General features: G+C 72.5%; 13 protein-coding genes and 1 pseudogene. 3 read left to right on the top strand and 11 right to left on the bottom strand.

The features are described from left to right. Positions 1-21: 21 nt before the first annotated feature. A complete protein-coding gene (locus IT780_RS08730; protein WP_199510949.1) occupies positions 22-954 on the bottom strand; it encodes an LLM class F420-dependent oxidoreductase in 933 nt (310 codons plus the stop codon). 93 nt (positions 955-1,047) lie between these two features. Here IT780_RS08730 and IT780_RS08725 point away from each other — a divergent pair, with 93 nt between their 5' ends. Both IT780_RS08725 and IT780_RS08720 read left to right on the top strand, forming a co-directional pair. Continuing rightward, positions 1,048-1,833 (top strand): SAM hydrolase/SAM-dependent halogenase family protein, encoded by a 786-nt coding sequence (locus IT780_RS08725; RefSeq protein ID WP_199510948.1) that lies wholly within the window; start codon positions 1,048-1,050, stop codon positions 1,831-1,833. 42 nt (positions 1,834-1,875) lie between these two features. Then, complete coding sequence (locus IT780_RS08720) at positions 1,876-2,667, top strand: zinc finger domain-containing protein (protein ID WP_199510947.1); 792 nt, start codon at positions 1,876-1,878, stop codon at positions 2,665-2,667. Between the two features lie 92 nt (positions 2,668-2,759). On the opposite strand, the gene pspM is transcribed toward IT780_RS08720, so the two are convergent. The 7 genes and pseudogenes from pspM to IT780_RS08685 form a co-directional block, all read right to left on the bottom strand. After that, positions 2,760-3,551: a phage shock envelope stress response protein PspM gene (pspM, locus tag IT780_RS08715; protein ID WP_199510946.1), complete on the bottom strand. Its 792-nt coding sequence runs from the start codon at positions 3,549-3,551 to the stop codon at positions 2,760-2,762. Positions 3,552-3,761: 210 nt separating this feature from the next. Beyond that, positions 3,762-4,616, bottom strand: coding sequence for a PspA/IM30 family protein (locus IT780_RS08710; protein ID WP_199510945.1), 855 nt, complete (start codon positions 4,614-4,616; stop codon positions 3,762-3,764). A gap of 564 nt (positions 4,617-5,180) precedes the next feature. Then, on the bottom strand, positions 5,181-5,660 hold the full coding sequence (locus IT780_RS08705; protein ID WP_199510944.1) for a helix-turn-helix domain-containing protein: 480 nt from the start codon (positions 5,658-5,660) through the stop codon (positions 5,181-5,183). A 170-nt stretch (positions 5,661-5,830) separates the two neighbouring features. Then, positions 5,831-6,328 (bottom strand): CinA family protein, encoded by a 498-nt coding sequence (locus IT780_RS08700; RefSeq protein WP_199511445.1) that lies wholly within the window; start codon positions 6,326-6,328, stop codon positions 5,831-5,833. A gap of 38 nt (positions 6,329-6,366) precedes the next feature. Next, positions 6,367-6,963, bottom strand: coding sequence for a CDP-diacylglycerol--glycerol-3-phosphate 3-phosphatidyltransferase (pgsA, locus tag IT780_RS08695; RefSeq protein ID WP_199510943.1), 597 nt, complete (start codon positions 6,961-6,963; stop codon positions 6,367-6,369). Between the two features lie 101 nt (positions 6,964-7,064). Next, a pseudogene (gene rimO, locus IT780_RS08690) lies at positions 7,065-8,507 on the bottom strand (30S ribosomal protein S12 methylthiotransferase RimO); the annotation flags it as partial. Positions 8,508-8,610: 103 nt separating this feature from the next. Then, complete coding sequence (locus tag IT780_RS08685) at positions 8,611-11,160, bottom strand: DNA translocase FtsK (protein WP_199510942.1); 2,550 nt, start codon at positions 11,158-11,160, stop codon at positions 8,611-8,613. Between the two features lie 87 nt (positions 11,161-11,247). Between IT780_RS08685 and IT780_RS08680 the strand changes: the two genes are divergently transcribed. Continuing rightward, positions 11,248-11,682 (top strand): type III secretion system chaperone family protein, encoded by a 435-nt coding sequence (locus tag IT780_RS08680; RefSeq protein WP_199510941.1) that lies wholly within the window; start codon positions 11,248-11,250, stop codon positions 11,680-11,682. Here the strand turns inward: IT780_RS08680 and IT780_RS08675 are convergent. The 3 genes from IT780_RS08675 to IT780_RS08665 all read right to left on the bottom strand — a co-directional run bounded on the left by IT780_RS08675 (position 11,593) and on the right by IT780_RS08665 (position 15,162). Further along, a complete protein-coding gene (locus IT780_RS08675) occupies positions 11,593-11,997 on the bottom strand; it encodes a DUF2784 domain-containing protein (protein ID WP_199510940.1) in 405 nt (134 codons plus the stop codon). The genes IT780_RS08680 and IT780_RS08675 overlap by 90 nt on opposite strands. Before the next feature lie 82 nt (positions 11,998-12,079). Further along, entirely contained in the window at positions 12,080-13,387 is a 1,308-nt protein-coding gene (locus IT780_RS08670; RefSeq protein WP_199510939.1) for a S1 family peptidase, read from the bottom strand. Between the two features lie 86 nt (positions 13,388-13,473). Next, complete coding sequence (locus IT780_RS08665) at positions 13,474-15,162, bottom strand: ribonuclease J (RefSeq protein ID WP_199510938.1); 1,689 nt, start codon at positions 15,160-15,162, stop codon at positions 13,474-13,476. Positions 15,163-15,173: the final 11 nt, after the last annotated feature.

Raw genomic sequence — 15,173 nt, 5'->3', positions numbered from 1 at the left:
GCGGAATGAGCAGGAGACGCGTCAGGACAGCTGCGGTGCCACGGCGCTCGCCACGAGTTCGATCTGGTCGAGGTCGCTCAGGTCCAGCGCCTGCAGGTACATGCGGGTCGCGCCGGCTTCCGCGTACCGGCCGAGGGTGTCCACGACCTGGTCCGGTGTGCCCACGACGCCGCCGTTGCCGCGCATCTCCTCGACCTCCCGGCCGATCGCCGCGGCCCGGCGGGCCACCTCGGCGTCGTCGCGGCCCACACAGAGGACCGCTGCGGCCGAGAACGACGGCGGGCTCGTACGGCCGATCGCCGCCGACGCCTCGCGTACCCGGTCAACCATGCCGGACACGTCCTCGATCTTGGCGAACGGGGCGTTGAACTCGTCCGCGTAGCGGGCGGCGAGCGCCGGGGTGCGCTTCTTCCCCGCGCCACCCACGATGATCGGCGGGCGCGGCGACTGGACCGGTTTCGGCAGGGCCGGCGAGTCGACGAGCTGGTAGTGCTTGCCGTCGAAGCTGTAGCGCTCGCCCAGCGGGGTGGTCCACAGCCCGGTCACGATCTCGAGCTGCTCCTCGAGGCGGTCGAAGCGCTCGCCGAGCGGCGGGAACGGGATGCCGTACCCGGTGTGCTCGGCCTCGAACCAGCCACCGCCCAGCCCCAGCTCGACCCGTCCGCCGCTCATCGCGTCGACCTGGGCGACGCTGATGGCGAGCGGCCCGGGCAGCCGGAACGTCGCCGAGGTGACCAGGGTGCCGAGGCGAATGCGGGAGGTTTGCACGGCCAGGCCGGCGAGGGTGACCCACGCGTCGGTCGGGCCGGGCAGGCCGTCGCCGCCGCCCATCGCGAGGTAGTGGTCGGAACGGAAGAAGCCGTCGTAGCCGGCTTCCTCGGCGAGCTGGGCGACCCGGAGCAGGTCGTCATAGCCGGCGCCCTGCTGAGGTTCGGTGAAGATGACGAGACGCATGGCCCCAAATCTGCCAGACCGGACGACACACCCCGCGGAGGCGGAGCCGCCCCGGCACACACTCAGCGTGCCGACGCAGTAACGTAAACGCCCATGGGCGCCTATGGATGGATCAGCCTCACCACGGACTACGGCACTTTCGACGGGTTCGTTGCCGCATGTCACGGCGTGATCGCTCGCTTCGCTCCGGACGTACGTGTCATCGACGTCACACACCACGTGCCGCCGGCGGACGTGGCGCGCGGGGCCGCGGTGCTCGCGCAGACCGCGCCGCACCTGCCGCCGTCCGTCCATGTCGCCGTGGTCGACCCGGGGGTCGGCACCGACCGGCGCGGCATCGCCATCGGCACGCCCGACGGCATCCTCGTCGGCCCCGACAACGGCCTGCTGGTGTGGGCCGCCGAGGCGCTGGGCGGCGTCGAGACGGTGGTGAAGCTGGCCAACGAGGACTGGTTCCTCGGCGACGTCTCCCGCACGTTCCACGGCCGCGACATCTTCTCGCCCGTCGCGGCCCGCCTCGCGCTGGGCGCCCCGCTGACCGACGCCGGTCCGACCGTCGACCCGGCCACGGTGGTCCGGCTCGCCGACCCGGTCGTGGCGGTCGGCGACGGCTGGCTCGAGGCCGAGGTGGTGACCGTCGACCGGTTCGGCAACGTGCAGCTCGCCGCGGGCGGATCGATGCTGAGCGGGCTCGGCCCCGAACTGCTGGTCGGCAACGTCAAGGCCCGCCGCGCCCAGACCTTCGGCGACGCCGGGCCGGGCGAACTCATCGTGTACGAGGACTCCGCCGGTCGCGTCGCCGTGGCGGTCAACGGCGGCCGGGCGGTCGTCGTCCTGTCGGTCCGCCCCGGCGACATGCTGAGGATCGCCGAACGGTAGCGGTGAGGATTGCGTCGCCCGTCCCGGGGCAGGATGGACACCATGCCCGAGGGTGACACCGTCTGGAACACGGCCCGCGTCCTGGAACGAGCCCTCACCGGCGACGTCCTCACCGGATCCGACTTCCGTGTGCCCCGCCTCGCGACGACCGACCTCACCGGCTGGACCGTCGCCGAGTCGGCCAGCCGCGGCAAACACCTCCTGCTCCGCCTCACCCGCGACGAGCAGACCATGACGCTGCACTCGCACCTGCGCATGGACGGCGCGTGGCGGGCGTACGCACCCGGCGAACGCTGGACGGGCCGGCCCGCGTACCTGATCCGCGTCGTGCTGTCGACGAAACGCTCGGTGGCGGTCGGCTACCACCTGCACGAGGTGACGCTCATCCCCACCGCCGACGAGGAGTCGCTGGTCGGCCACCTCGGCCCGGACCTGCTGGGTGCGGACTGGGACCCGGACGAGGCCGTACGCCGCATCGCCGCCAAGCCGGACGCCAGCATCGCGGAAGCCCTGCTGGACCAGCGGAACCTGGCCGGCGTCGGCAACCTGTACAAGGCGGAGACGCTGTTCCTGCGCGGCCTCTGGCCCTGGACGCCGGTGTCCGAGGTGAAGGACCTGACCGGCACGGTCAAGATGGCGCAGAAGCTGGTCGCGTCCAACCGCGGCCGCTGGACACAGACGACAACGGGCTCACTGCGAAAAGGCCAGACCAGCTACGTGTACGGCCGCAGAGCACAACCGTGCCGCCGCTGCGGTACGGCGATCCAGAAGGCGGAGCAGGACGACCGGGTCACGTACTGGTGCCCGCGCTGCCAGCCCGAACCGAAGCCCTGAGCCGTGCTCAGGCGGCCCGAGTCGACGCGCGCCTGAGGGCCGGGCAACCCGGCCGGGCGCTCAGCCGGCCAGGCGCTCAGCCGGCCAGGCGCTCAGGCGGCCGGGGTCGATGGGCGGCGCAGCTCGGACAGCCCTTCGGCGATCCCCCGCAGCCGGTCGGTCGCGTCGGTCAGGCCCGCCAACGCCGGGTGCGTGTCCGCGACCGGATGCCCGTCCTCGGCGACGTAGCTGGCCGCGGCGGCTACGAGACCCTCGAACGCGGCCACGCCGTCGCTGAACTGGTGGGCCAGGCTCTCGTGGGACTGCTGGAGGGTCGCGCGGCGGTCCGGGGGCGTGAGGGGCAGCGCCCGTTCGACGCCCGCCACCCGCTGGCCGAGGTCACGCAGCCACTGCTCGGCCACGGCCGCCTCGAGGACCGCACCCTCGCCGGGACCGGTCAGGCGGCCGGCCAGCGCCTCGAGGGTGGTGGACGCGCGGTCGAGGCGGTCCCAGGTCTGTGCCACCGCGGAGCCGCGGACCGCGTACCGGTTGCGCTGGCGGCGTACCTCCTGGAGGACCTGGCGGCCGGCCGGGAGGCGTTCCACCGCGGAGATCAGGCGCTGGCCCGGCAGGGCCGGCGGAGGGGCGGGCGTCGCCGCGAGCTCGCGGTGGTCCTGCCACCGCCACCAGGCGAGTGCGGCGGAGGCCCCGGCGGAGGCGGCCCAGACGGCGTCGGCGATCCCGATCCCCGCGTACGGCGTGAGCACCGCGGTGGCCGCGGTGAGGCCCCCGCCGATGACGCTCCACCGCCGCGCGGAACCCCGCAGCCGCTTGAGCCGCCGGAAGTACCTGGTCCGCTCGTCCACCGTCCGCTCCTTCCCGTCCCGCCGAACCTGCCGCCGCATCGCCCGACCCGGCGGCCGACCCGGTCGTCGAACGCGCCCCGGGCGGCCGGCCCGTGGGCCGAGCCACGGCCCGAACTGCGCCGCGGCCCGCCGCCAGGTCAGCCCGCCCACTCGGGGCGGACCGCTCCGCCGCCGGCTCAGCCGGTCAACCGCGAGGCGAAGCCGATCAACCGACCGGGCCGAAGCCGGTCGACCGCCGGGTTGAGCCGGTCAGCCGGCCGCGGTCGTGTCTCCGCGCTTGCTGTTCATGCTGGCCCGGATCTCGTCCAGGCGGGCGACGCTCGCCGGGTCCGACGCCGGGGCCTGCTCGACCGCCGGCTGGGCCGGTGCGCTGCCGAGCTTCTCGCCGGCCATGCTGGCGCGGATCTGCTCGAGGCGCGACGAGCCGGCCATGTCGAGGCTGGACTTCTGCACCTCGAGCATGCGGCCCTCGACCGAGTTGGAGGCGAGCTCCGCGCGGCCCATCGCGTTCGCGTAGCGCTGCTCGATCTTGTCGCGTACCTCGTCGAGCGACGGGGTGTTGCCGGGCGCGGCCAGCGACGACATGGATTCGAGCGACTTGGCGACGGTCTCCTGCATCTTGGCCTGTTCGAGCTGGCTGAGCAGGCGGGACCGTTCGGCGATGCGCTGCTGGAGCACCATCGCGTTGTTCTCGACCGCCTTGCGGGCCTGCCCGGCGGCGGAGAGCGCCTGGTCGTGGAGGGTCTTCAGGTCCTCCATCGACTGCTCACCGGAGACGAGCTGGGTGGCGAGCGTCTGGGCGGTGGACTCGTACTTCTGGGCCTCGGACTCGTCGCCGGCCGCGCGGGCCCGGTCGGCGAGGACCAGCGCCTGGCGCGCCATGCCCTGCAGCTTCTCGACCTCGGACATCTGCCGCGACAGCTTCATCTCGAGCTGGCGCTGGTTGCCGATGACGGCCGCGGCCTGCTGTACGAGCGCCTGGTGCTGCCGCTGGGCATCCTCGATGGCCTGCTGGATCTGCACCTTGGGGTCGGCGTACTCGTCGATCTTCGCGCCGAAGAGCGCCATCATGTAACGCCAGCCCTTGACGAACGGGTTCGCCATATCCGCGGTATCCCCTCAATGTCGCTGCATCGGACGCGCCACCGACGCGGGGCCCGAGGGGTCTCTCACGATGGCGCAGGCTCCATCGTGTCAGCTCCTCGCTACCGCCGTCACGTGACCTCGGGGGGATCTCAGGGTGTTCCAGGGGGATCCCCCACGTCGAGGCTACGCGCCGATCGCCGTTCCGGCGACGCCACCACCGCCGCACCTGCCAGCCGAAAGGCCGACCCGACGAGCCGGCACGGCGCAGCGAAGCGGCAGGCAGCGGGAAGCGAAGCGGCACCGGGAAGCGGCACCGGGAAGCGGCACGGCGCGGCAGGCGGCGAGGCCGCGAGGCGGGACGAGGCGGCGCGACGACGCGGCAAAGCGGTGGGCGGCAGGGCGGGACAAGGCGGTGGGCGGCAAGAAGCGGCGAAGCGGCCTCGCGCAGCGCACCGAGCGAGAAGCGGCCCGCAAGACGCCGAGGCAAGGCCGCGCAGCGCCCAGCCAACGCCCCGGACCGCCGGCGGGCGGCGGGACGGAATCCGGCCCCACCCCCGCCCCGGAGGAAAGACCGGACCTGGCTCAGGCGGCGTAGATGACTTCCCGCTTGCGGCGCGTGCGCAGCGTGGCCTTGAGCGGGGTGTCCTGGCGTACGGAGACCGAGACGGCTCCGTCCGTGGTGACCTGGCGGACCGCGGCGGCCTCGGCAGCCTTCGCGGCGGCCGCGCTCTTGACGGCGGTCGCGGCGGGCTGCGGGACCGGTGCGGCGCCCGAGCCGGCCGACTCGACCGGGGTGGGCTCGACCGGGACCAGCACGGCGTCCATGTCCTCGGCGAGGGCGAGGGTGTCGCTCACTTCGCCGAGCACCTCGGACAGCCGCGCGCCGAGGGCCTCGCAGATCGCGGCGAGCAGCTCGCTGGATGCTTCCTTCTGGCCACGTTCGATCTCGGAGAGATATCCCAGGCTGACGTTGGCGGCGGTCGACACCTCACGCAGTGTGCGGTGCTGTCCCTGCCTGCGCGCCCGAAGTGCGTCACCGATAACCCGGCGTAGCAGGACCATGGCACCTCCTCCTGCGGCGGGGCCGCCGGCAGCCGCCGGAGGCTTCCCGCAACCGTACCCGCTGCGGACCACAGCGACATCCTGCCCCGCCGATTTCCGGGACTCCCGGGAACGGACGTCTTCCCCCGGGACTGTTGGTACGCATCACCGCCGACGATCAACCCCGGTGGTCAGCGCCGCATTCCCGCGTCGACTTTGCGCAGCTCATCGACGAGAAGCGCAAACGCCGACGTCATCGTGTCGTGCCGGATGGCGCTGCGCGAGCCGCTGAGCGAGAGCTCGCGGACGACGGCGCCGCCAGGGCCCGCCACCGCGACGAAAACCATCCCGACGGGTTTGCCGTCCTGGGGTTCGGGGCCGGCGACCCCGGTGGTGGCCAGGCCCCAGTCGGCCCCGCAGCGCGCCCGCGCGCCCTCCGCGAGCGCCTCGGCCACGTCGCGGTCCACCGGGCCACGGTCGGCCAGCAACGTCTCCGGTACGCCCGCGAGCGAATGCTTGAGGTCGGTGGCGTACACGACCAGACCGCCGCGGAAGACGGAGCTGACGCCCGGGATCTCGACGAAGGTGGCCGCGAGCAGTCCGCCGGTGAGCGACTCCGCCACGGCGACCGTCTGCCGCCGCTCGACCAGCTCGTGCACGGCGGCGGCCGCGATCACCCCGGTGTCCATGCCGACGTCGATGTGATTGGTGTCCGAACCGTTGGTGCTCAACCTCTGCCGGCTGCCTCTCTGCGGATGCGTACGGCCTGCAGCACGTAGTCCACGCCCGTGACCACGGTGATCAGCAGCGCCGCCACCATGAGCACGGTGCCCACCGTGTCGAACGGCTCGGGCACCGGCCACAGGAACCAGGCGATCGCCGCGATCTGCAGCGCCGTCTTCAGCTTCCCACCTCGGCTGGCCGGAATGATGCCGTATCGGATCACCCAGAAGCGCAATGCCGTCACGCCCCACTCCCGGAGCAGGATCACCCCGGTCACCCACCACGACAGCCGGTCGTACGCCGAGAGCAGCACGAGCGCGCTCCCGGTGAGGGCCTTGTCGGCGATGGGGTCGGCCACTTTGCCGAACGACGTCACCAGGTGGTAGCGGCGCGCGATCCAGCCGTCGGCGAAATCCGTGGCGGACGCCACACAGAAGGTCAGGCAGGCCACCATGCGCCAGCCCGGCTCGGTCATCGCCGAGACCACGACGAGCACCACGAAGACGGGTACGAGCCCGATGCGGATGACGGTCAGCAGGTTGGCCGGGTTGTTCAGCGGCACCGGCCTGGGCGTTGTCACCGGCACCGGCTCGTCGGTCATGGCGCGGCCGTCGGCACGGGCGCCGCCCCCGCCACCGAGGCGGCGACGGCCCCGGAGGACGCGGTCGCGGAACCGGCGGCGCGCGACCCGGGCACCCGGCCCGCCGCCGAGATCATCTCCACCGGCACGGCGACCAGGTCGACACCCTCGGTGCCCGTGACGCGGGCCCGGACCAGGTCGCCCGGGCGCAGCGCCGCGAGGTCCACCCCGGCGTCGCCGGCCACCAGCGTCGTGGAGCCGTCGACCTCGGGGGCCTGGTGCTCCGCGCGGCCCTCGATCTCCCCGGCGTCGACCGTGTCCACGAGGACGTCCACGAACGTGCCGAGGCGGTCCTCCGCACGCTGGGCGCACAGCTCGTCGGCGAGGTCGCTGATCCGTGCGTACCGGCGCTTGATGGTGTCCTCGCGCACCTTGCCGGACAGGCCCGCGGCCTCGGTGCCGTCCTCGTCGCTGTAGTCGAAGACGCCGATGGCGTCGAGGCGGGCCTCGGTGAGGAAGCGCACCAGCTCGTCGACGTCCTGCCGGGTCTCGCCGGGGAAGCCGACGATGAAGTTGCTGCGCGCCCCCGCCTCGGGCGCCAGCGCGCGGGCCGAGGCGAGCAGCTGCAGGAAGCGGTCGGTGGAGCCGAACCGGCGCATCCGGCGCAGCACCGGCTCGCTGGAGTGCTGGAACGACAGGTCGTAGTACGCGGCGACCCCGGGCGTCGTGGCGATGACCTCGACCAGGCCGGGCCGGGTCTCCGCGGGCTGCAGGTAGCTGGCCCGCACCCGCACGATGCCGTCGATGGCCGCGAGCTGGGGCAGGAGCTTCTCCAGCGCGCGCGGGTCGCCGAGGTCCTTGCCGTACGACGTGCTGTTCTCGCTGACCAGCACCAGCTCCCGCACGCCCGTGCCGGCCAGCCACTCCGCCTCGGCGAGCAGCTCCTGCGGGTCGCGGGAGACGAACGCGCCCCGGAACGCGGGGATCGCGCAGAACGAGCACCGGCGGTCGCAGCCGCTGGCGAGCTTCAGGCTGGCGACCGGCCCGGTGTCGAGCCGCCGGCGCAGCACCTTGCGCAGGTGGGCGGGGGTGTGCTCGTCGACGGTCGCGTGCCCCGGGACGACGACCTTGGCGGTCTGCCGGTTGACCGGGGTGAGCGGCAGCAGCTCCCGGCGGTCGCGCGGGGTGTGCGAGTCGAACCGCTCCCCCGCCAGCACGCCGTCGAGCCGCGCGGCGATGTCGGTGTAGTCGTCGAAGCCCAGCACGGCCTGCGCCTCGGGCAGGCTCTCCGCCAGCTCCCGCCCGTACCGTTCCGCCATGCAGCCGGCCGCGACCACCTTGGCGCCGGTGTCGGCGGCGGCGAGCAGCGTCTCGATCGAGTCCTGCTTCGCCTTCTCCACGAAGCCGCAGGTGTTCACGACCACCACGTCGGCGCCCTCGGCGTCGGTGCTGACCTGCCAGCCGCCCTCGTCGAGGCGGGCGGCGAGCTCCTCGGAGTCGACCTCGTTACGGGCGCAGCCGAGGGTGAGCAGAGCGACACGGCGAACAGGGGGAGTCAACGACACCCGACAAGGTTACCGGCACCCTCCCGGGCGCGGCGTCGCCCGCATGGTTGCCTGTGGATAACCGGCCCAATGATCTTGCTTCGGTTTTCCGCCGCGGGTGAACTCAGTCCAGCCGCAGCGTGGCGAGCGTCGCCTCCAGCTCGTCCGGCTTGACCAGCACCTCGCGGGCCTTGGAGCCCTCGGAGGGACCGACGATGCCGCGGGTCTCCATGAGGTCCATCAGGCGCCCCGCCTTGGCGAAACCCACCCGCAGCTTGCGCTGCAGCATCGACGTCGAACCGAACTGCGAGGTGACCACGAGCTCGATCGCCTGGAGCAGCACGTCGAGGTCGTCGCCGATCTCCTCGTCGATCTCCTTCTTCTTGTTCGCGACCGGGGTGGTGACGTCCTCGCGGAACTCCGGCTCGCGCTGGTCGCGGCAGAACTTGACGACGTCGGCGATCTCCTTCTCGTCCACCCAGGCGCCCTGGATGCGGACGGGCTTGGAGGCGCCCATCGGCAGGAACAGGCCGTCGCCGCGGCCCAGCAGCTTCTCCGCGCCGGGCTGGTCGAGGATGACCCGCGAGTCGGCCAGCGAGCTGGTGGCGAACGCGAGGCGGGACGGGACGTTGGCCTTGATCAGGCCGGTGACCACGTCCACCGAGGGTCGCTGGGTGGCGAGCACGAGGTGGATGCCGGCCGCGCGGGCCAGCTGGGTGATGCGTACCACCGAATCCTCGACGTCACGCGGCGCGACCATCATCAGGTCGGCGAGCTCGTCGACGATGACCAGCAGATACGGGTACGGCTTCATGACCCGTTCGCTGCCCGGCGGCGCCGTGATCTCGCCACTGCGCACCTTGCGGTTGAAGTCGTCGATGTGGCGTACGCCATTGGCCGCGAGGTCGTCGTAGCGCATGTCCATCTCGCGCACGACCCACTCGAGGGCGTCGGCCGCCTTCTTCGGGTTCGTGACGATCGGCGTGACCAGGTGCGGGATGCCCTCGTACGCGGTCATCTCCACCCGCTTGGGGTCGACGAGCAGCAGCCGGACCTCGTCCGGGGTGGCCCTGGTGAGGATCGACACCAGCAGCGAGTTGAGGCAGGACGACTTGCCCGCGCCGGTGGCGCCCGCGATGAGGATGTGCGGCATCTTGGCCAGGTTGGCCACGACGAAGCCGCCCTCGATGTCCTTGCCGAGCGCGACGAGCATCGGGTGGTGGTCGGCGGCCGCGGCGCGCGAGCGCAGCACGTCGCCGAGGGACACGTTCTCCGGGTCGGTGTTGGGGATCTCCACGCCGACCGCGCTCTTGCCGGGGATCGGCGAGAGGATGCGCACGTCCGGCGACTTCACCGCGTACGCGATGTTGCGCGACAGCTGGGTGATCCGCTCGACCTTGACGCCGGGACCGACCTCGACCTCGTAGCGGGTCACGGTCGGGCCGCGGGTGAAGCCGACGACCTGCGCGTCGATGTTGAACTGGTCGAAGACGCCGGTGAGCGCGGCCATGATCTCGTCGTTGGCGCGGCTGCGGGACTTCGGCGGCGTGCCCTTGCCGAGCAGCGTGGGCGGCGGCAGCCGGTAGTCGCCGGGCACCGAGGAGATCTCGAGCTGCTCCGCGCGCGTGGGCAGCGGCGAATGCTCCGGCGGCTCCGGCGTCTTGCGGCTGGCCGGCAGCTTCGCGGCGCGCGGCAGGGCGACCGTGTCGTGCAGGATCTCGTCCTCGAGGCCGTCGCCCTCCTCCTCCGGCGCGAGCCCGATGTCGGCGAGCGCGCCCTGGCGGCGGCGGGCGGGCCGGCGGCGCTTCGGTTCCTCCTCGTCCGGCTCGTCGTCGCCCAGGTCGGGCAGCTCCGGCGTGGGCAGCGGCGCGCGGGCCGTGGACCGGCCCAGCAGCACGTCGGTCAGGAGCAGCAGCCGCTCGGGGATCTTGTTGATCGGCGTCGCGGTGATGACGAGCAGGCCGAAGACGAAGAGCAGGATCAGCAACGGTACGGCGACCCACGCGGTCACCGCGCGCTCGAGCAGCACGCCGACGCCGTACCCGACCAGCCCGCCGGCGTTGGTCAGGCCCACGTCGTCGCGGGGCTGCTCGGCGATGTGCAGCAGGCTCGCGGTGGCGATCAGCAGCGCGCTCCAGCCCACCACCGACCGGCCCCGGTGCTCCGGGTCGGCGGGCTTGCGCATGAACCGGATCGCGCCGTAGAGCAGGAGCAGCGGGAGCAGGACGCCGAGGCCACCGAGGAAAAGGCGTACGGCGTCGGCGAGCCACGTGCCGACCGGCCCGGCGGAGCCCGCCCAGACCGCGACGCCGATGAGGATCGCGAGGCCGAGCATGAGCAGGCCGGCGCCGTCGCGGCGGTGCTCCGGATCGATCTCCTTGGCGGTGGCGGCCTGACGCCCGACGCCGCGGGCCACCCAGCCGACGCTGTGCGCGACGCCCATCCACAGGGCCCCGACGCCGCGGCCCAGACCCCCGGCCACCGCCGAGCCGACGCTGGGCCGGGCACGGGCGGCGCTGCGGGCGCGAGGGCGCGGCGCGGCTTTCCGGGCCGGAGTCGCCTTGCGAGCGGGGGCTGCGGCGGCTTTGCGCACCGGCTGACGGGCGCGCGCCGACGCGGCGCCGCCCTTGGACGCGGTGCGACCCCGGCTCGCCGGAGGAGTACGGCCCGCCATGCCCATACCGTAACGGCGTGGCGCCCGCGACCCCGCTCGCCGCACCGTGACCAGGATTCACTTTTTTCGCCCGTTTAGGATCAAGGAATGCCCGAGCAGCTGCAGCCGCTGAGCCACGACATGATCGTCGCGGCGCTTCAGGCCCGAGACTTCAGCCACTTCGTCGACGACGACGGCGACATCGGCGGCACCTGGCAGGGCTGCCTCGTCTTCTTCTTCCGGCTCGGCAAGAACCGGGAGATCTTCCAGGTCAGGGCGCTGACGCATCCCGAGTTCAGCACCGACGACGTGCCCCGGCTGTACGCGTTCTGCAACGCCTGGAACCACGACCGGCTCTGGCCGAAGGCGTACGTGCACACCGGCGACGACGGGGTCGTACGCGTGGTCGGTGAGGTCGGCGCCGACTTCGAGCACGGCGTCACGCCGCAGCAGCTAGACCAGGTGATGATCTGCGGCATCGCCACGGGCGTCGAGCTGGCCGAGGCGGTGGCGGCGCTGCAGGAGGACGAAACCCGTCCATGAGGTGAGGACCAGCACGGCCACCACGATCTGCGCCACCCACTCGTACCCGTGGGGGTAGAAGACGCCGGCGGCGTAGTTGTCGAGGAAGCCGCCCTGCAGCGGGGGTTGGCCGAGCCCCTCCCGTCCCCGGTCCTGCAGCCAGGTCAGCGGGCAGTAGAGCTTGGCCACCACGATCACCAGCAGCCACAGAGCCGCGACCACCTGCAGCCGGAGCAGGCGCGGCCAGCGCCACGCCAGGAAGCCGCCGAAGATCCCGAACGCCAGGAACGCGTAGTGCGCCGCCACGGCGAAAACGATCATCAGCGTGTATCCCACGCCTCCACGGTAGCGACGCAGCGCCGCCCGCGTAGGACGGAGGATGACCTACGCGGGCGGCACGACTGGGACCGCTGGAACGTCAGTTGTTGTGGCGGTGCCGGCGGTGGTGGCCGCCGCCCTGCTGCTGGCCGCTGCCGGCCGGCGGGGTGGTCGCCTCGGCCGGCGGGGCGGTGGTCGCCTCGGCGGGCGGCGGGGTCGCTCCCCCGCCGGAACCGCCCGCGCCGGTGGTGAGCAGCGTCAGGTTGTTCGTCTCGAGGATCTCGGTGATCGGCTGGAAGAACGTCTCACCGCCGACCGTGCAGTCGCCGGAGCCGCCCGAGGTGACCCCCTGCGCCTGGTCGCCGGAGAACCACGGGCCGCCCGAGTCGCCGCCCTCGGCGCAGACGTTCGTCCGGGTCAGGCCGGTGACCGCGCCCTCCGGGTAGTTGACCGTCTCGTTCTTCGACAGGATCGTCCCGCAGTGCGTACCGGTGGTGGAACCGGAACGGCACACCGCGGCGCCCACCGGGGACTCGGTGGCGCCGCCGACGGGCAGCGCGTTGCCACGGAAGTCGTCGACGAACGGCTGCAGCTCCACGTTCGCGCCGGTCTGCACCACGCCCATGTCGGCGTTGCCGGGGAACACCGAGGCCACGACCTCGCCCTGGGCCAGCCCGTCCAGGTCGGTGGTCTGCGTACCCTCCTCGCCGCAGTGGCCGGCGGTGACGAACCCGCCCTCCACCGCGAAACCGATCGAGCACCGGGCCTGGGCGTTGCCCAGGTTGATGAAGTACGGCTGCGCGCCGACCACGTCGGCCAGCGGCCGCGGGGCGCTCCTGACGGTGACGACCTTGACGGCGGCCTTCGGCAGCCCGGCGTCCGCGACGAGGTCCCACGCGTGGTCCGCGTCGCCCGGCAGCGCCTTCACCACGATCTGGTTCGCGGCGACGTCCACATACCAGCCGGGCAGGTCCCGGTCGGCCTTCGTCGCGGTCGAGTCCAGCGCCTTCTTGGCGCTGTCCAGCTGGGCGACGCTGCGCTGCACCAGCTTCGGCTGGGCGCCCGCGGCCCGGACCTGATCGGCCAGCGCCGGGTCGGTGATCGCGATGTTCAGCGTGGTGCCGTCCTTGGCCAGCCAGGATCCACCGTACGAGTCACCCGAGGTGCTGCGCAGCTGGGCCGCGACGCCGCTGGCCCACTTCGCCCGCTGCACCCGGGCGGTGGCCTCGTCGGCGCTGACGCCCAGGTCGCGCTTCATCGCGGCGAGCAGCTGCGGGGCCACGCCGTCCGACTGGGCGACGGCGCGCCGGGTCGGGTTCGTGCCCGCCATCGACGGCAGGGTGAACGCCACCGCCGCGCCCGCCGCCGTCACCGTCGCCGCGATCGCGACAACCGTTCTGCGCTGCATTCGGTACTCCCCTCGCATCGCGGTGCCGTGGGGGCGGCACCGTGCTCATCGATACGAGGGCGAGCCGGAAACAGTTCAAAAAATGGTCAAACCTCGACCACGGTGGGGACGATCATGGGCCGGCGGCGGTACGCGTCATTGACCCAACGGCCCACCGTACGACGCACGACCTGCTGCAACTGGTGCGTGTCGGTGATGCCCTCCTCCGCCGAGCGGTGCAGGGCCGCGGTGAGCAACGGGATCACCGGGTTGAACGCCTCGGGGTCCTCCGAGAAGCCCTTCGCCATCACGCTGGGCTCGCCGACCACCTTGCCGGTGACCGAGTCGATCACCACGGTGGCGGAGATGAACCCGCCGTCGCCGAGGATCCGGCGCTCGGTCAGCAGCGACTCGCTCACGTCGCCGACCGCCAGGCCGTCCACGTACACGTAGCGGTTCTTGACCCGGCCGACGTGGCGGGCGTGCCCCTCCACCAGGTCCACGACGTCGCCGTCCTCGCAGAGCACGACCCGGTCGGGCGCGACGCCCGACTCGATGCCGAGCTGCGCGTGCGCACGCAGGTGCCGCCACTCGCCGTGCACGGGCATCAGGTTGCTCGGGCGTACGACGTTGAGCAGGTACAGCAGCTCACCGGCCGGGGCGTGCCCCGACACGTGCACCTTCGCGGTGTCCTTGTGCACGACCGTCGCGCCGGCCCGGGCCAGCTGGTTGATCACCCGGTACACCGAGGTCTCGTTGCCCGGCACCAGCGAACTCGCCAGCACCACCGTGTCGCCGGGCGCGATCGTGATGTGCCGGTGGTCGCCGGTCGACATCCGGCCCAGCGCGCTCATCGGCTCACCCTGCGAGCCCGTCGACATGAACACGATCTCGTCCGGCGGCAGGTTCGTCGCCTCGTCCAGGCTCACCAGCAGCCCGTCCGGGATGCGCAGCAGCCCCAGATCGCGGGCGATGCCCATGTTGCGGACCATGGACCGGCCGATCAGCGCGACCTTGCGGTCGTACTCGTACGCGGCGTCCATCACCTGCTGCACGCGGTGCACGTGCGAGGCGAAGCTCGCCACGATGACCCGGCCCTTGGCCTTGCCGAAGATCGAGGTGAGCACCGGGCCGATGTCCCGCTCCGGCGTCACGAACCCGGGGATCTCGGCGTTCGTCGAGTCCGACAGCAGCAGGTCCACGCCCTCGGCGCCCAGCCGGGCGAAGCCCGCGAGGTCGGTGATCCGGCCGTCCAGCGGCACCTGGTCCATCTTGAAGTCGCCGGTGTGCAGCACCAGGCCCGCCGGTGTGCGCACGGCCACGGCCAGCGCGTCCGGGATCGAGTGGTTCACCGCGAAGAACTCGCACTCGAACGGCCCGAGCCGCTCCCGGCCACCCTCCCGCACGGTCAACGTGTACGGGTCGAGCCGCCGCTCCGCCAGCTTCGCCTCGACGAGCGCCAGCGTGAACTCGGACCCGACCAGCGGGATGTCCGGCTTGTGGGCGAGCAGGTACGGGACCGCGCCGATGTGGTCCTCGTGCCCGTGGGTGAGCACGATCGCCTGCACGTCGTCCAGCCGATCCAGAATCGGGGCGAAGTCCGGCAGGATCAGATCCACGCCCGGCTGCTCCACGTCGGGGAACAGCACGCCGCAGTCGACGACAAGCAGCTTCCCGTCGTACTCGTAGACGGTCATGTTGCGCCCGATGGCGCCGAGGCCGCCCAGCGGCATCACCCGAAGGGCGCCCTCCGGCAGCGGCGGGGGCGGATCGAGATCGACGTGCGCTTGACTCATGTGTTTCTTTC

Origin of the sequence: Nucisporomicrobium flavum (assembly GCF_016464385.1) — a bacterium.
Taxonomy (GTDB): domain Bacteria; phylum Actinomycetota; class Actinomycetes; order Mycobacteriales; family Micromonosporaceae; genus Actinoplanes; species Actinoplanes flavus_A.
This window is presented reverse-complemented; position numbering and strand designations above follow the sequence as displayed.